The sequence below is a fragment of the Mycobacterium liflandii genome, from assembly GCF_022354805.1.
Classification (GTDB): Bacteria; Actinomycetota; Actinomycetes; order Mycobacteriales; family Mycobacteriaceae; genus Mycobacterium; species Mycobacterium marinum.
The window spans coordinates 3,806,484-3,823,213 of sequence record NZ_CP023138.1; the positions used below are offsets into that span (position 1 = coordinate 3,806,484).

Here is a 16,730-nt window from a genome sequence, read left to right on the forward strand (position 1 = left end):
AAGGGATTGCATGGGACGCTCACGTCACATCGTGCACTGGGACCCCGAGGATGTCCAGGCGTGGGAAGCCGGCAACAAGGCCATCGCCCGGCGCAATCTCGTCTTCTCCATCGCCACCATGCATGTCGGTTTCTCGATCTGGACCCTTTGGTCGGTAATGGTGCTGTTCATGCCGCAGTCCGTCTACGGCATCTCGGCCGCAGACAAGTTGCTGCTGGGCGCCACCGCGACGCTGGTTGGCGGCTGCGTGCGGATCCCCTACGTGATGGCCACCGCCCGATTCGGTGGCCGCAACTGGGCGACGTTCTCGTCGTTGGTACTGCTGGTGCCCACCGTCGGAGCAATCGTGCTGCTGGCCAACCCCGGACTGCCGCTGTGGCCATACCTGGTCTGTGCCGCCCTGAGCGGCCTGGGCGGCGGCAACTACTCCGCATCGCTGGCCAACGTCGAAGCCTTCTACCCACAACGGCTCAAGGGCGTAGCTCTAGGCCTCACCGGAGGGATCGGCAATCTGGGGGTGGCCGCCATCCAGGCGGTCGGGCTGTTGGTGCTGGCGACCGCGGGCCATGAAGCTCCATATTGGGTGTGCGCCGTCTACCTGGTGCTGATCGCCATCGCCGGCCTCGGCGCGGCCCTGTTCATGGACAACTTGACCCACGTGATCGAGGTCGGGCACGTGCGATCCGTTCTCGCGGTGCCCGATACCTGGGGCGTCTCGTTTCTCTACATGTGCGCCTCCGGCTCGTTCATCGGCTTCGCCTTCGTCTTCGGTCAGGTGCTGCAGTTCAACCTGCTGGCCGGCGGGCAGAGCACCGCACAGGCGTCGCTGCACGCCGCCGAGATCGCCTTCGTCGGTCCGCTGCTGGGGTCGCTGGCGCGCATAGTCGGCGGCAAATTGGGCGACCGCTTCGGTGGCGGCCGCGTCACCCTGGGGGTCTTCGTCGCCATGATCCTCAGTGCCGCACTGCTGGTCGCAGTCAGCACACACGCCGACCTCAACCACGGCGCCGGCGGGCGCATGACAGCTGCGACGCTGATCGGCTATGTGAGCGGCTTCATCGCGTTGTTCATCTTCTGCGGGATGGGCAAGGGAACCGTGTTCAAGCTGATCCCGTCGATATTCGCGGAGCGTAGTCAGCACCTGGACATCAGCGATATGCAACGCCGCCAATGGGCACGCATCATGTCGGGGGCACTGATCGGGTTCGCCGGCTCGGTGGGCGCACTGGGCGGCGTTGGGATCAACCTGGCTCTGCGCCAGTCATATGTGCACAGCGGCACCGAGACGCCGGCCTTCTGGGCGTTCCTGGTGTGTTACCTCTGCGCGGCCGCGCTGACCTGGGCACGGTACGTGCGCCCACGCAGCCCGGTTGCCTCGGCGCCCCGCAAACCTAACGAGGATCCGCAGCTCTCCGGTGCTGCTGCCTAGGCGCACGGTGGATACCTCGGCATGCATACTGGACCCGACCTGCAGGTCTTGATCCGCGCTGTCCGGGATCGGCCGGCCGAGTAACAAGGAGGGCATCATCGACCCGTATTCCGCCTCCGCGCTCTGGCATTGCACCGCCCATCCACGGCGCCCGCTGGTTGTGGGCCTACCGACCCGACCCACCGCCTGATGGCCGGCACTCAGGGCGAATCCGGACAGCCCCTCCCGCTGTCGAATCGCAGCGACGACCATCTGCAGGGGCACTGGCTGCTGGCGCGGCTGGGCAAACGGGTACTGCGCCCCGGCGGTGTCGAACTCACCCGCACCCTGCTGGCCCGCGCCGACGTCAACCATGCCGACGTGCTCGAACTGGCGCCCGGCCTGGGCCGCACCGCGAGCGAGATCCTGGCCCGCCATCCGCGGTCCTACGTCGGAGCCGAAGCCGATCCCGATGCGGCGAACCTGGTGCGCACAATTGTGGCCGGGCACGGTGACGTGCGAGTCGCCGACGCGGCCGACACCGGATTGCCGGACTCCAGCGCTGATGTCGTCATCGGCGAGGCGATGCTGACCATGCAGGGCGATGCGGCCAAACACGCGATCGTCGCCGAGGCGGCGCGGGTGCTTCGCCCCCACGGGCGCTACGCCATCCACGAGCTGGCGCTGACGCCCGACGACGTGCCCGAAGAAATCAGCACCGAGGTCCGCCAGGCGCTGGCCCGGTCCATCAAAGTCAACGCCCGGCCGTTGACGGTGGCCGAATGGTCCCAGCTACTGGCCGGACACGGGCTGGTCGTCAGCCACGTGGCAACCGCGCCGATGGCGCTGTTGCAGCCACGGCGGATCATCGCCGATGAGGGCCTGTTGGGGGCCCTGCGTTTTGCCAAGAACCTGCTCACCCAGCCGGCCGCGCGCAAACGAGTACTGATGATGCGCAGCACATTCCGCAAACACCGGGACCGCATGGCGGCGGTAGCCATCGTGGCCTACAAGCCCTCGGCATCGGGCAGTTGACGGCCGTAGCGCCGGCCCCCCGTGCGAGTGACAAACGGCTCTGACCGTGGTGACCGTTCGTCGTTAGAGTCGTGGGTAGCGGCCCGCCAATTCGGCCGAGCCGGCTGACCCGCCAACAAAGGACACGCCATGTCCTCCCAGAACCAACGATTGGGAATCATCGTCGGTATCGACGATTCACCGGCCGCGAAGGTGGCCATCCAGTGGGCAACGCGTGAAGCTGAGCTGCGAAACGCCCCGCTGACGCTCGTTCACGCGATCTCTCCCGACGTCGCGACGTGGTTGAACAAGCCATTGCCGCCCGGCCTGGCCCGCTGGCAGCGCGATCACGGCCACCAACTGGTCGAGGACGCGCTCAAGGTCATCGAGGAGGCCGCCGAGCGCGGCGGTCCCGCGGGGCTGGGTAGCGAAATCGTGCCTTCCGCCGCCGTTCCCGCCTTGGTCGACATGTCCAAGGACGCGGAGATGGTGGTAACCGGTTGCCACGGCAGCGGGCGCTGGCCGGGCCGGCCGCTGGGCTCAGTCAGTTCCGGGCTGCTGCGCTACGCGCACTGTCCGGTGGCCATCGTCCACGACGAGGACGCCTCGGCGCCGGATCGCGCCGCGGCGCCGGTGCTGGTGGGCATCGACGGCTCCCGGGCATCGGAATTCGCCACCGGCTTGGCCTTCGATGAGGCATCGCGCCGCCATACCGGGCTGGTGGCGGCGCATTCCTGGAGTGACGTCGATGTCTCGGAATGGCCGGGAATCGATTGGCCGGCAACGCAGTCGATGGCAGAACAGGTATTGGCCGAGCGCTTGGCGGGATGGCAAGAGCAATATCCCGATGTGAGCGTCAGCCGCGTGGTCGCGCGTGATCAGCCGGCCCGCCAGCTCGTGCACCGTTCCGGCGAAGCCCAGCTGGTCGTCGTCGGTAGCCGCGGACGCGGTGGATTCGCCGGAATGGTGGTGGGTTCGGTGGCCGAATCCGTTGCCCAACTGGCCCGCGTGCCGGTGATCGTGGCGCGCGAGTCGCCGGCCTAGCCGCGGACCACGAGCACCGAGCACTCGGCGTGCCGAAAGATCGGGTGTCCGGATGGCCCCACCAGCCGCGCAACCTGATCGGCCTCGTCGGCGCCGATCACCGCCAACTGAACCCGCTCATCGTGATCGGCCAGAAATCGTGCGATGCCCGCCTGGGTGGTGATCGGATAGACGTGCACATCGGTATGGTGCTGGCCCCATTGCTGTACTCGACGTTCAAATTCCCCGTCCGCGGCGTCGGTGAGCTCCTCGGGGCGCCCACCGAGTGCGAGGATCGGTGCTTGGCGCAGTTTCGCCTCGTGGGCGGCGTATTCGATCACCGCGTCGTTGTCGGGCGCGTCGGTCACCCGCACCACGATCCAGTTGATGTCCGGCGGCGGCTGATCCGAGTTCGAACGGATGACCGCCACCGGGCAGTGCGCCTTTTCGGCGAGCTCGGTGGCCGTCGACCCCAGAATGGCTCGCGCGTAGCGGCCGATCCCTACTGAGCCCACGCAGACCAGCTCCGCATCGCGAGACGCCTCGACGAGCACGGCACCCGCCGGCCCGCGCGGGGTGTCGGTCTCCACTTTGACCGGCGCTGCGGTGGCTTCGATCGCGGATTGCGCTGCACGCAGCGATGTCTCGGCATGCGCGAGATCATGCTCGTACTCTTCGGGGGACGAATGAGCCGTCTTGAGCACCGATATCAGCCGCAACGGCACGCCGGCGCTGACCGCCTCCGCGGTGGCCCACAGCACTGCCGTGATACCCGCCGGTGAACCATCGATGCCAACGATGACCGGTTTCATGTCATTGCCCCTCTCCGGCACTGCTCACGTTCGGTAATCCACCAGATGGCCAATCAACCCGCGTTGGAATACTTTTCGTGCTGATCAGCGGAGTCCGCCGTGGCCCCCGGCCCGGCAAGCCGGTAGACGTTGATCAGCCGTGCGATGTCGCTGGCGGCGACGATGCCGACCACCGCACCGCCGTCGAGGACCAGCGCGCGGCTACCCCGGCCCGCCGGCGCCATCCGCTCGAGCAGCGTCGTCAGCGGCTCCTGCGGCGTTGCGGTGGGCACGTCATGCAGGGGTAGGGCGATTTCGCGGACCGTTGTGCTGCCTCGCCGCTCGGGCGCCAGCTCGCGCAGCTGCCGCAGGGTGACCAGACCCGTGATCGATCCATCCCGCTCGGTGACCGGGTAGGCCGAGTGCCGGTCGCCAAGCACATAGCGCGCAATGAACTCGTCGACGTCGATCCAGCCGGGAGCGGTATGTGGATGCGCGGTCATCGCGTCCGCGACCCGCAGGCCGGTAAAAAGCTGCTGAGTCGAGATCCGGGTTTCCTCCTCGCGGGCGGCGGCGAAGATGAACCAGCCGATGAAGGCCAACCACATACCGCCGACCAGGCCGCCGGCCACAAACTCCGCCAACCCCAAGATGATCAAGATCAGCGCGACCACCCGTCCGGCCCGCGCCGCACCGATTCCGGCGCGCACGATATCGCCGTGGCGTCGCCACAGGTAGGCCCGCACCAGCCGACCTCCGTCCAGCGGCGCCCCCGGCAGCAGATTGAACAGGCCCAGCATCAAATTGACCGCGGCCAGCCACCAGACGACGCTGACCACCAGATCCGGCGTTCGCACCATCGCCAGGGCGACGGCCACCGCGGTGAACATCGCGGACAGGGCCAGGCTGGTGGCTGGGCCCGCGAATGCGATCCGAAAAGCCGCCTTTGGAGTTTTGGCTTCCCCGCCCAGGGTGGTCACTCCCCCGAACAGCCAGAGCGTGACGTTTCCCACGGGTACCCCGGCCCGCCGCGCCGCGATGGCGTGCGCGAGCTCGTGGGCCAACAACGAGGCCAGCAGCACCAGTGCCCCGCACCCGCCGGCTATCCAATAGACCACCGCGCCATAGCCTTTGGCCGTTTCCGGCAATGTTGTGGCCAGACTCCAGGTGAATAGCCAAAGAATGACCAGAACGCTCCAGTGAACCTTCACCGCAAAGCCGGCGATTCGTCCCAATGGGATCTCGTCGCTCACCGCGCTACCTCCAACCTGGCGGATTGCCCTGCAACGCTCACCAACGCGATCCACCTACTCCCGAACGTAGGGCGAGCCGGCGGACTGCGCTAGGGCCGTTCGGCCTTCCGATCGCCGGCCGGCTGCGGCTGGGCCGGGGCCAGACGTTCAACTCGGTGCTTGATTCCCAGCAGCAGACCCCGGGTGCCCAGCGAGATCAGCGGCCTGGCCAGCTCCAGGGCAAAGATCTCCCCCGGGTGGCGCAGGGCGATCCTGGCGCGCGTCAGCAGACGCACACGATCCTCCCAGTGCGGCTGAACGTGAAATGACCAGACCGCGTTCCAGCGTTGGTCCGGCTGGGTCGCGTTGAGCACCAGGTACTTTTCGGGCTCGATCGCAGCGACACGCAACGTCAGTCCGTCCGGCAATCCCAGCCACCCCGGCGGAGCCAGTCGAACCACATCGCCTACCGCAAGGTGTTGCCATTCCGGATGGATGCGATCGGCGTCGTAGCCAAGGCCGGCAAGGTTTTTCAGTCGCTCGCCGCCGTACCAGCCACCCCGGTCCTGCCCCATCTGCAGTAGCCAGGGCCACACGGCCGACACGGGCGCGTCGATGCACAACGCCTCGGTGGTCTGAGTCGCCGGATCCCCCACCAAACTGTCACCGGGCAACAGCATCTGAGCCTCTTGCTTGGTCGCGCCCCAGTTGCGGTAGTAGCGTCGCGCGGCGTAAAGCAGCGCCAACGAGGCTGTGGCTTCAGCAATCCGTTTCGTCGTCGTGCCCATATCCCCAGTCTGCGAGCACGGCATGCTCATTGACCAGGGCCAATGGTCCCCCATGCGCTAACCGATGTGCCCCGACAGTCGGGGTGGCACGCCCACACAAGATTCCAGCTCGGTCAGGCATTCCTCGGTCAGCGGGATGAGGGTGTCGATATCGGGCATCACCTCGCGGCCCGCGACGTAGCCGAACCCGATCCGGTCAGCGTAGGAACACGTGGTGACGTTGAGCGCCTGACCGTCGTAGACGGTCGACACCGGATACATCTCGTCGACGTGTGCTCCGTTCCAATACCTTTCGGCGCGTGGGTCCCCAACGTGGGAAATCGGAAGGTTGTATCCGGTGCGGATTTTCGGGGTGAACGGCAGCAGCGGAAAGACAACGGTGGCAGCGATGCTGGCCGCCGTGGTGAGCAACGATGCCGCCGATCCCCGCGCGCTCACCCAGTGCTTGCCCTCCGACATCGACCGGTGAATCAGATCCAGGCGCCGGTGCGGATCTGGTAGATCGGTGCCCAAGGGGCACAACCAAAGACCGAACATGTTGGCGTGCTCGTCGGGTGCCGAAGGATGCTCGCGATCACGCACGGTGATCGGGCAGATGGCGACCAGGGAGTGATCGGGCAGTTCGGAATGGGCGAGCAACCAGCGGCGCAGCGCGCCGGCGATCACCGCGGTGACCACGTCGTTGGCCGTGACGTCGGCCGCCCGTTGTATCGCCTCGATGCGGTGCCGCGACCAACTGCCCGCCGCGACGGCGCGCTGAGCGCCCAAGCGGCCGTTGAACCGCGTGTAGGGTGCGGTGAACGGCAGCACCGTTGTGTGCCCGATCAAGCTGTCCCAGACCGTGGATGCCTCCCCGGCGACGACGTGATTGATCAGCCCGATGCCCGATGCCGCGGCACCGGCCAGCGAACGCAGCGGCGCAAAAAGGCGCGCCAGCAGCCCGGTCGAGGTAGACGACGGCGGGTGGTCCAGGTGGCGGTCGGCATAGAAGGGCGGCATCGACCGGCATTCGGGATCGGTGCTCAGCGCCTCGGCGATCATTTGAAAACCCGCCACACCATCGACGACGGTGTGATGCACCTTGATGTAGAACGCGAACCGGCCATCCTCGAGACCATCGATCAGATACGACATCCACATCGGGCGGGACAGTTCGAGCCGCTGCGCGTCCAGCTCGGCGATCAGCCGCCAGAACGCGTCGCGGCCGGCATCGACGCTGCGCCGCTGGCAGTGGTACCCGATGTCGACGGCTTGCGCATCTCTCCAGACCCAGACACCCTCGGTGTCCACGCCACGATGTGGGTATCGGCGCAGCCTCGGATCTATCGGTTCACCACCAGCCAGTGTTTCGCGGTGAAGCTGGTCGACGTAGTCGGCCCCGGAACCGGGTGGCGGTGACAGGATCAGCAGCGCACCGACATGCATGGGGTTGGATACCAACTCCGCGGTCAACATCAATGCGTCCAGCGGATCCAGCGGATGCATCCGGTTCCTCCGCAACTAGGCAGGGCGGTCGCGCTGCTCCGAGGGATCGTCGAGCAGGCCCGACTGCTGCAGCGCATCCTCGACGAACTGCTGCACCGGCCGAGATCGGAAGAACCCGGTATGTCCGCCCGGATACCAGACGATGTCGGGCTTACCCCAGTGTTCCCAAAGCCGGGCTACCTGCCGCCGCGGATGCACCAGCTGGTCGGCGACGCCGGCATAGATGAAGCGCCCGGCCCTGGGCACCAGCGGAGTCAGGGCGAGCGGCGAGATCATGTGGCCGATGGGTTCGGCCAGCGCCACCGTCTCGCGGCGGGGGTCATCGCGACTAAAACCCGAGTGGCGGCCCAGCAAATCGACCAGATCCGCGACCGGCACACCGAGGATCGCGCAGGTCAGGTCGTCTTCCAGGCTGGCCACCAAGGACGCGATGTAGCCGCCGAGCGACAGACCGTTGATTCCGATCAGCGATTCGGGCTCCTGCATCCGGATCCAGGAGATCAGCCGACGGATGTCCCATACGGCCTGAGCGGTGGCATGGACGTTGTCGAGAACATCTTCGCCCGGATATACCGCGCCCTTGGGCAGGTCACGCGCCCGGGGACCGTGCATCGGCAGCACCGGCATGACGATGTTCAGGCCCAACTCGCGATGCAGCTTCCAGGACCGGAACAGCGCCAGATCGAGCGGGGCACGGCCCATCTCGGTGCCGTGTACGCAGACCAGCCAGGGGCGCGGTTCCCGGTGGCGCAGCAACAGCGCGTACTCGCGATTGTTCGCGGTGTACCCCAGCCACCGTTGGCCACCCGGCTCCCCCGGCAGCGGGGTGTACCCGCTGTCGAAGAACATCCGGTAGAAGGAGCGTTTGCGCCCCTTGACCTTGCGGACCGTGACCTCGGAGGGGGGCGGGGGGTCGGCGAAGAATGTCCGCGGGCGCTGCAGCCAGCCCTGATCGCCGTAGAACTGCAGGGCCAGCGCCACTTCGTCATCGATTCGCTCGAACACGTGTGGATCGCTGACCGGGCGACGCGCCTTGAGCCCCATCAGCGCGATCTCGTCCCGAAACGCCTGGGCCGCCAGGGCGATGGTGGGCCGGGCGATCGGGAGCCCGTCGGAGTCTTGATCGAGGTAGTCGCGCCACGACTCGGCGAAGTAACGACCGGTGTGCACGAAGGGCGTGACCACGCTGCCCAAGCCCCCGAGGCCAATCGGGTTGACTTGCCGGGCCCCTGGGCTTTCCTGTGCGTCATCGCCGGCCGGTTTCGCCATGGCGCCAAAGCTAACAGGTCGCCCAAAACGCCGGTTAGGGTCTTACGTCCCGAGCAGGTCACGGGCACCAACGGACACCAAAGGACAATTGCCAATCGCCTGGATGACTTTGGGCCCTACCCCGGCCCAGGCAACCGCAGAAACATCGAAAGTGTCATCTAGCGACAGAAGAGATGCGTTATGCACTGCTTGCCAGGCCCACCAGAGATCCCGCTCGTCGGCGATGTTTGCACTGGTGAGAGGTGGTTTGCGTGATGCATCCCACGCTGGCCCACGAGCGGCCCGACATCGCCAAGATCGACAACCGGCCACCATCGGTGGCGCGGATGTTCCTAGACCGCGTGGCCGCCTCCCCGAGCGCCGAAGCGTTCCGCTATCCCCACGGTGACGACTGGGAGAGCGTCACCTGGGAGCAGGTTGGCGAGCGGGTAGGCCGCCTGGCGGCCGGCCTGATCTCGTTGGGCATCGCCCCGCAGGATCGGGTCGCGCTGGCATCGTCGACCCGATACGAATGGGTGCTCGTCGATTTCGCCGTGATGTGCGCCGGAGCGGCGACAACCACGGTGTATCCGACGACCATCGCCGCCGACGTCGCCTACATCGTGGCGAACTCCGGAAGTCGAGTCGTGGTCGCCGAGGACCAGACGTAGGTCGACAAACTGGTCGAACACCGCGCCGAACTGCCCGAGGTGGCCAGGGTGGTGGTGATCGACGGCAAGGGTGATGGCGGCTGGGTGATCACGCTCGCCGAACTCGAACAACTGGGCAAGCAGCTGCTTGCCGACTCCCCCGCCGCCGTGGACCAGCGGGTCGCCGCGATCGGCCCCGACCAGCTCGCCAGCCTCATCTACACCTCCGGAACCACCGGACGGCCCAAGGGTGTGCGGTTGACCCACGGGGCTTGGACGTACACCGCCTCGGCGATCGATGCCCTCAACGTGCTCGGCCCGGCCGACCTGAACTTTCTGTGGCTGCCGCTGGCCCACGCATTCGGCAAGGTGATGCTTTCGCTGCCGCTGCTCATCGGGTTCCCCACCGCGATCGACGGGCGGGTCGACCGGATCGTCGACAATCTGGCGGAGCTGCATCCCACCGTCATGGGGGCGGCGCCGCGCATCTTCGAAAAGGCTCACGCCCGGATCGAGCAGATGGTCGCCGAGCAGGGCGGGCTCAAGAAAGCGGTGTTCGACTGGTCGATCGGTGTGGGCTTGAAAGTCTCGGCCTCCCGGCAAGCCGGCCGCCAGCCCGCACTGCTGTCCAGGCTGGCCTACCAGCTGGCCGACCGGTTGGTGTTCTCCACCATTCGCGAGCGCTTCGGCGGCCGGATCCGCTTCTTCGTCTCCGCAGCCGCGGCCCTGGACCGCAACGTCGCGCAGTGGTTCGACGCGATCGGTATCACCGTGCTCGAAGGCTACGGGCTGACCGAGACCGCCGCGGCGTCGTTCATCAACCGCCCCAACGCCTATCGGTTCGGCACGGTCGGCTGGCCGTTTCCCGCTACCGAGGCGAAGATCGCCACGGATGGCGAGATCCTGCTGCGGGGCCCTGGCTTGATGACGTCCTACCACGACTTGCCCGAGGCCACCGAGGAGGCACTCGACCACGACGGGTGGTTTCACACCGGCGACATCGGGGAGATCGACGCCGACGGCTACCTGCGGATCACCGACCGCAAGAAGGACATGTTCAAGACCTCACAAGGTAAGTACGTCGCACCTGCCGCGATCCAGGTGAGGTTCAAAGGCCTGTGCCCCTACGCGGGCGAGCTGATCGTCGTCGGTGAAGCCAAGCCCTATTGCGTGGCCCTGGTCAGTCTGGACAGTGAAGCGATCACCGAGTGGGCCGCGGGGCATGAATTGGCCGGCAAGTCCTTCGCCGAGCTAACCCGCGACCCCAAGACACGCGAGTTGATCGCGGGCTACATCGACACGCTCAACGCCGAGCTCAACCGGTGGGAGCAGATCAAGAAATTCGCCGTGCTCGACCGCGAGCTGTCCATCGAATCCGGTGACCTGACACCGAGCATGAAGCTGCGCCGCAAGGTGGTTCTGGACAAGTCCGCCGACGAGATCTCGGCTCTCTACCAGCAACCAGCGGGCCAGGCACCCAAGAGCGGCTGAGCTCGCGCGACGAGACAGCAAATATCACAACAACATAAACGACACAGCGGAGAAGTTTGGCATGCAATCAGATCGCCTCCATTGGCTAACAACTGCGGCTGGTCCATTCGCCTCGGTGTATTTCGATGACTCACACAACACCGCCGATGCCGCCGAGCGGCTGGAAGCGACATGGCGCGACATCCGGCGTCACCTCGACGGTCTGAAGGCCGACGATCAGCTCATCGGCCGGCTCGAAGAGGCGGTGTGCAACCACCGCCCGGCCGTCGGGCGGCGGGGCCGGGCGGTGGTGGCGACCAGCGACAAGGTGCTGGTCAACGATCAGCTCATCAGCCCACCGCCGGTAACCGTGGTGCGGCTGTCCGAGTACCCGTACCTGGTGCCGCTGATCGACCGCGAGATTCGGCGACCGACCTACGTGTTCGCGGCGGTGGATCACGCCGGCGCCGACGTCCGGTTGTATCGCGGTGACACGTTCAGCTGCACCAGCATCGACGGCGGCGGCCACCCCATCCACAAACCGGCCACCGCCGGCTGGAAGGGCTATGGCGACTTTCAGCACACCGCCGAGGAGGCCGCCCGGATGAACTACCGTGCCGTCGCCGACCACCTCACCCAGCTGGTGGACGAGGCCGACCCCGAGGTGGTGTTCGTCTCCGGTGAGATCCGATCCCGCTCCGACCTGGTTGCGGCACTGCCGCACCGGGCGGCCCAGCGAGTGTGGCAACTACATGGCGGCGCACGCAACAGCAGCATCGGTGAGGACGAGATCAACGAGCTCACCCTTGCCGAGTTTGCTCGCCGGCGAGACACCGAAATGGCCGAGGTGACACAGCGGTTCGAAGCGGAGCTGGGGCGGCGTTCGGGGCTGGCAACCGAGGGACTGTCAGCGGTCTGCGCGGCCCTGCGCAACGGCGAGGTCGACACCCTGATCGTCGGTGAGCTGCGCGACGCCACGGTGGTAACCGGGGCCGCGCTCACCACGATCGCCCCCAACGCCGACGTGCTGTCCGAGCTCGGCGAGCCCGTGGTGCGGATTGCCCGTGCCGATGAAGCGTTGCCATTCACCGCGATCGCGGCCGACGCCTCGCTGGTTCGAGCCGATGGTCAGATGGCGCCCGCCGACGGGGTGGGCGCGCTGCTGCGGTATCCGGCAAGCGACAGATTGGCCAGCCAGAGTTCGTAAGGCCTGACGGGCGATCTCGCGGGCGTAACGCCGTGGCGAACTCTGGCGTGACATTCGGCCCTGGCGTTACGCTCGCGTTGGTTGAAGGACACCCGAGGTATGAGGCAGTTCAGCGATCGCATCGACGCCGGCCGCAAATTGGGCCGCCGGCTGGAATTCCTACGTGGTCAAGACATTGTGGTGCTGGGTCTGCCGCGAGGCGGTGTCCCGGTGGCCTTCGAGGTAGCCAAAGCCTTGCACGCGCCACTTGATGTGCTGCTGGTGCGCAAGCTCGGTGTGCCGCTGCATTCCGAGCTGGCCTTCGGCGCCATCGGCGAGGGCGGCGTGCAGGTGATCAACAGTGCCGTGGTGCACGAGGCCGGGCTCGGAGAACAGGAGATGGCCGCGGTCGAGACCGCGCAGTGGGCCGAGTTGCAGCGCCGGGTGCAGCGCTACCGTGGCGATCGCCATCCGATCCCGCTGCGGGGCCGGATCGCGGTGATCGTCGATGATGGCGTCGCGACCGGAGCCACCGCCGCGGCCGCTTGCCAGGTTGCGCGCGCCCAGGGCGCCAGCCGGGTCATCCTGGCCGTTCCCATCGGTGCTACCGATACCGCACCACGATTCACTGAATACGCCGACGAGGTGGTGTGCCTGGAAACGCCCACGCCCTACTTTGCCGTCGGACAGGGATACGACAACTTCACCCAGACCTCCGATCAGGCGGTGGTGACGCTACTGGATCGGGCCCGTAGCGAATTCGGTGCGGGCCATCAGCCGCCAGTTCCTGCGCGGCGAGACGATGAGGTTCGGGTATTGGCGGGCCCGGTCTCGGTGATCGGGCGCCTCACCATTCCCGACCGCCCCACCGGAATCGTCGTCTTCGCCCACGGCAGCGGCAGCAGCCGCCACAGCCCGCGCAACCGCTACGTGGCCGAGGTACTCAACCAGGCCGGCCTGGCGACTCTGCTGCTGGATTTGCTGACGCCCGAGGAAGAACACAACCGCGCCAACGTGTTTGACATCGGATTACTCGCCCGGAGATTGGTCGACGTCACCGGGTAGCTGGCGGCACAACCGGACACCACGGCGCTGCCGGTGGGATTCTTCGGGGCCAGCACTGGCGGCGGCGCGGCTCTGGTCGCGGCCGCGCACCCCGGCGTCAAGGTGCAGGCGGTGGTGTCCCGCGGCGGGCGGCCCGATCTCGCGGGCGATGCGCTGCGCGAAGTGCACGCTCCCACGCTGCTGATCGTCGGTGGTCGTGACGAGGCCGTCCTGGAGTTGAACCGGCAAGCGCAAGCGGCGATCCCGGCGCCGTGTGAGCTTGTGGTGGTTCCCGGTGCCACTCACCTCTTCGAAGAACCTGGCGCCCTCGAGCAAGTGGCGACACTGGCGCGTGATTGGTTCCTCGGCTACCTGCGCCATCACTAGTCAGCGCTCGCACGCGCTGCGATAGCCGGCGATTCAGTGGTGGAGGCCGGAAACCGGCTCGTGCGTGCTGGCTTGGATGTCGGCCGACGTCGCCGCAAACAGCTGATTGGCCAAGTCGGATAACGCTCGGGCGATCGCGAGTTCATCGCCGATCTGAGCCACCGGCTCATCGGCCGGGTCAAGCCTGGCCAACCCGATACCAACCAGAGTCTGGTCGCCCCAGACCAGTCGCGCCTTTGCCCGGGTGCGCTCGTCGCGCTCTTCGATCAGCACATCCACGTGGCAGGACTTGGCGTTGGTGGTGTTTCCTGTCATCGCCGTCTCCTTTGTCTTGCAGACACATTCGATGCCACCACCACCGAACCCACCGGCAGTAGGGGCAAAGGTCACGAGACGCCGGGATGTCCAGCGACCATCACGGAACAATCTCTCCGGTCTGGCCGTTGCTGCCGGGCACCCCGAGAAGGCCGTCGAGACCGGTGTCGCCGCCCGTACCACCGGCCGCACCGCCGGCGCCGCCCTGACCACCCAGTGCCAAGTCACCACCGGCGCCGCCGGTACCACCGGTCTGGGCCGTGCCGCCGTTGCCACCACTGCCGCCGGCACCACCCTGGCCGCCCTGCCCGCCGGTACCGCCGGCGCCGGTAGCGCCGGTCGAACCAGCCCACCCGATCACGCCGCCGGCGCCACCGCTGCCGCCGGTAGTGCCGCCGGCGCCGCCGTCGCCACCGGTGCCGCCGTCGCCGCCGAGCACGCCATTGGCACCGATGCCACCGGTCGTCGTTCCCGAAGTGGTGGTGGCCGCGCCGCCGATACCGCCGTCCCCACCGGCCCCGCCGATGCCTCCGATTCCCCCGACGCCGCCGATACCGCCGGCGCCTCCGTTGCCCCCGATCCCGATGAACCCGGCCGCGCCGCCGGTGCCGCCGGCACCTCCAGCACCACCGGTCCCGCCGTTGCCACCGAGCCCTCCGACGCCTCCGACAGCGCCGTCGCCTCCGGTCGCCGCGGCGGCATCGCTGAAGGCTGCCCCACCGTCGCCACCGATACCGCCCGCATAGCCGGCCGCTCCGGTGCCGCCGTTGCCGATGAACATCCCGCCACGCCCACCGTTGCCGCCGGCACCGCCGGTGTCGCCATTACCGCCAGTTGCCCCCTGCAGCGTGCTACCGGCACCACCGATCCCGCCGTTACCACCTATCGCAGCACCGCTGATGGTGTTGTTCCCGAAGCCGCCGTCACCGCCGGCACCGCCGTCGCCGCCGCCGGTTCCACCGTCGGCACCAGCACCACCGTCGCCGCCGGTCGCCGTGCCGCCGGAACTACCGTCGGTTCTGCCCTCACCGCCCATCCCGCCTTCACCGCCGTTGCCACCGTTGGGGCCAGCGGTACCGCCGCCCCCGCCCATACCGCCGGTGCCCGAGTTACCGTCGGTCGACTCGCCGAGCCCACCCGCACCGCCGGTGCCGCCGATTTCGTCGCCCGTGCCGGCGTCACCGGGATCCCCGTTGCCTCCCGTTACGTTGCCGTTGTTGCTTTGGTCAGCACCGGCGCCACCGGTACCGGCTGTGGCACCCGGGGTCGGATTAGTCCCGTCTGTCCCCGCCAGACCGGTGCCGCCCTGGCCACCGGCACCACCCGAGCCGAACCAATTCGCGTTTCCGCCGTTGCCGCCCTGGCCGGGCAAACCGCCGAGGATGCCGGTCAGGCCGCTCCGCCTTGCCCGCCGTTACCGCCGTCACCCAGGAGCGTTCCGCCGGCACCGCCGTCGCCACCGGCCGCCCCGGCCCCGCCCATCCCGCCATTGCCGCCGTTGCCGATCAGCGGGCCCGCGCCGCCCATGCCCCCGGCCGCCCCGACCCCTCCGGTACCGCCGACACCGCCGCCGCCGAGGAAGCTGCCGGCACCGCCCGCGCCGCCGACGGCACCGTCGCCACCATCGCCACCGAACCCGCCGTTGCCGAAGAAGCCACCGGTGCCACCGGTGCCGCCCATGCCGCCGTCACCACCCATGTTCGAGGCCCCGCCCGCGCCCCCGGTCCCGCCGTTGCCCAAGAATCCGACAGCCCCGCCGGTACCGCCGGCCAACCCGGTGGCGCCAACCCCGCCCACTCCGCCCGCCCCGCCGTTGCCCAGCAGCAGCCCGCCCCGTCCGCCCAGGCCGCCGGCGGCGCCCTCGCCACCGGTACCCCCGGTGCCGCCATTGCCGAATAGTCCTGCCGCGCCGCCCGTCCCGCCGACCTGGCCCGCCGCACCCGAGCCGCCATTGCCCCCATTGCCAAGCAGGATCCCGCCGTCGCCTCCGGCAGCGCCGGTGCCATCGGCACCGTTGGCGCCATTGCCGATCAAAGGGCGCCCCAATAGGGCCTGTGCGGGGGCGTTGACCACACCCATCAGTTGATCCAGCGGCGAGGCATTCGCGGCCTCAGCGGCCGCGTAGGCGCCGGCGCCGCCCGAAAGTGTTTGGAGGAAGCGCTCGTGAAACGCGGCCGCCTGGGCGCTCAGGCTCTGGTAGCCCTGGGCGTAGGACCCGAACAGCGCCGCGACGGCCGCCGATATTTCATCACCCGCTGCTGCCACGACGGTCGTTGTCGGCAGCGCCGCAGCGGCATTGGCCGTTGTGAGCACCGATCCGATGTTCGCCAGATCCGAGACCGCGGCCGTCACCGCGTCCGGAACAGCAATCACAAACGACATCTGCCAACCTCCCATACAGGACAAGCGATGATCGAGCGCTGGGCAGCATCAAATCCTATCCCCGTCACGAATAACACAATGGATATTCGCCCAACAGCGTGCGCGCGTCGGGGAAATTCGGTTGCCCCGCAAGCCCTTCTCCAACGCCCGACCGGACCAAACACGCCGCACTCCAGCTATCGCCGCACCCACGATCCGGCGCAATTGGCAGTCGCGACAAACTGAAATCCCCTGTACCGCAGATTGTTAATGGCGGGTACCGGAGAAATCCGTTCCGGCCGACCGTCGAAACCCGATAGATTCCGTT

10 protein-coding genes and 3 pseudogenes are annotated in these 16,730 nt (G+C 67.7%); 6 read left to right on the top strand and 7 right to left on the bottom strand.

The features are described 5' to 3' along the window. Positions 1-10 precede the first annotated feature (10 nt). The 3 genes from CKW46_RS17060 (at position 11) to CKW46_RS17070 (ending at position 3,466) form a co-directional block, all read left to right on the top strand. On the top strand, positions 11-1,429 hold the full coding sequence (locus CKW46_RS17060) for an MFS transporter (RefSeq protein ID WP_482052174.1): 1,419 nt from the start codon (positions 11-13) through the stop codon (positions 1,427-1,429). Positions 1,430-1,618: 189 nt separating this feature from the next. Next, entirely contained in the window at positions 1,619-2,443 is an 825-nt protein-coding gene (locus CKW46_RS17065; RefSeq protein ID WP_012393853.1) for a class I SAM-dependent methyltransferase, read from the top strand. Positions 2,444-2,572: 129 nt separating this feature from the next. Further along, positions 2,573-3,466: a universal stress protein gene (locus CKW46_RS17070; RefSeq protein WP_015355902.1), complete on the top strand. Its 894-nt coding sequence runs from the start codon at positions 2,573-2,575 to the stop codon at positions 3,464-3,466. On the opposite strand, the gene CKW46_RS17075 is transcribed toward CKW46_RS17070, so the two are convergent. The 5 genes from CKW46_RS17075 to CKW46_RS17095 all read right to left on the bottom strand — a co-directional run bounded on the left by CKW46_RS17075 (position 3,463) and on the right by CKW46_RS17095 (position 9,010). After that, entirely contained in the window at positions 3,463-4,257 is a 795-nt protein-coding gene (locus CKW46_RS17075) for a universal stress protein (protein ID WP_015355903.1), read from the bottom strand. The genes CKW46_RS17070 and CKW46_RS17075 overlap by 4 nt on opposite strands. 53 nt (positions 4,258-4,310) lie before the next feature. Then, a complete protein-coding gene (locus CKW46_RS17080) occupies positions 4,311-5,489 on the bottom strand; it encodes a site-2 protease family protein (RefSeq protein WP_482052175.1) in 1,179 nt (392 codons plus the stop codon). An 89-nt stretch (positions 5,490-5,578) separates the two neighbouring features. Then, complete coding sequence (locus CKW46_RS17085) at positions 5,579-6,256, bottom strand: hypothetical protein (RefSeq protein ID WP_020787930.1); 678 nt, start codon at positions 6,254-6,256, stop codon at positions 5,579-5,581. 57 nt (positions 6,257-6,313) lie between these two features. Beyond that, the gene (locus CKW46_RS17090) at positions 6,314-7,741 is read right to left on the bottom strand and encodes a wax ester/triacylglycerol synthase family O-acyltransferase (RefSeq protein WP_482052176.1); all 1,428 of its coding nucleotides are present in this window, start codon (positions 7,739-7,741) and stop codon (positions 6,314-6,316) included. A gap of 15 nt (positions 7,742-7,756) precedes the next feature. Beyond that, positions 7,757-9,010 carry an alpha/beta hydrolase family protein gene (locus tag CKW46_RS17095; RefSeq protein ID WP_482052177.1) on the bottom strand — a complete coding sequence of 418 codons (1,254 nt, stop codon included), beginning with the start codon at positions 9,008-9,010 and terminating at the stop codon, positions 7,757-7,759. 254 nt (positions 9,011-9,264) lie between these two features. Here CKW46_RS17095 and CKW46_RS17100 point away from each other — a divergent pair. From CKW46_RS17100 to CKW46_RS17110, 3 genes and pseudogenes are all read left to right on the top strand, one after another. Continuing rightward, positions 9,265-11,130: pseudogene (locus CKW46_RS17100) on the top strand (AMP-dependent synthetase/ligase). 61 nt (positions 11,131-11,191) lie between these two features. Further along, positions 11,192-12,316, top strand: a complete 1,125-nt coding sequence (locus CKW46_RS17105) for an Rv2629 family ribosome hibernation factor (protein WP_482052178.1) — start codon at positions 11,192-11,194, stop codon at positions 12,314-12,316. A gap of 99 nt (positions 12,317-12,415) precedes the next feature. Beyond that, a pseudogene (locus CKW46_RS17110) lies at positions 12,416-13,726 on the top strand (phosphoribosyltransferase family protein). Between the two features lie 33 nt (positions 13,727-13,759). Here the strand turns inward: CKW46_RS17110 and CKW46_RS17115 are convergent. Further along, complete coding sequence (locus tag CKW46_RS17115; protein WP_012393843.1) at positions 13,760-14,041, bottom strand: DUF1876 domain-containing protein; 282 nt, start codon at positions 14,039-14,041, stop codon at positions 13,760-13,762. A 100-nt stretch (positions 14,042-14,141) separates the two neighbouring features. Next, positions 14,142-16,423: pseudogene (locus CKW46_RS17120) on the bottom strand (PE family protein). Positions 16,424-16,730: the final 307 nt, after the last annotated feature.

Excerpts from the sequence above, each read along its gene's own strand:
- CKW46_RS17060 (WP_482052174.1), top strand. The coding sequence starts at position 11 with ATGGGACGCTCACGTCACATCGTGCACTGGGACCCCGAGGATGTCCAG.
- CKW46_RS17065 (WP_012393853.1), top strand. The coding sequence starts at position 1,619 with ATGGCCGGCACTCAGGGCGAATCCGGACAGCCCCTCCCGCTGTCGAAT.
- CKW46_RS17070 (WP_015355902.1), top strand. The coding sequence starts at position 2,573 with ATGTCCTCCCAGAACCAACGATTGGGAATCATCGTCGGTATCGACGAT.
- CKW46_RS17075 (WP_015355903.1), bottom strand. The coding sequence starts at position 4,257 with ATGAAACCGGTCATCGTTGGCATCGATGGTTCACCGGCGGGTATCACG.
- CKW46_RS17085 (WP_020787930.1), bottom strand. The coding sequence starts at position 6,256 with ATGGGCACGACGACGAAACGGATTGCTGAAGCCACAGCCTCGTTGGCG.
- CKW46_RS17090 (WP_482052176.1), bottom strand. The coding sequence starts at position 7,741 with ATGCATCCGCTGGATCCGCTGGACGCATTGATGTTGACCGCGGAGTTG.
- CKW46_RS17095 (WP_482052177.1), bottom strand. The coding sequence starts at position 9,010 with ATGGCGAAACCGGCCGGCGATGACGCACAGGAAAGCCCAGGGGCCCGG.
- CKW46_RS17105 (WP_482052178.1), top strand. The coding sequence starts at position 11,192 with ATGCAATCAGATCGCCTCCATTGGCTAACAACTGCGGCTGGTCCATTC.
- CKW46_RS17115 (WP_012393843.1), bottom strand. The coding sequence starts at position 14,041 with ATGACAGGAAACACCACCAACGCCAAGTCCTGCCACGTGGATGTGCTG.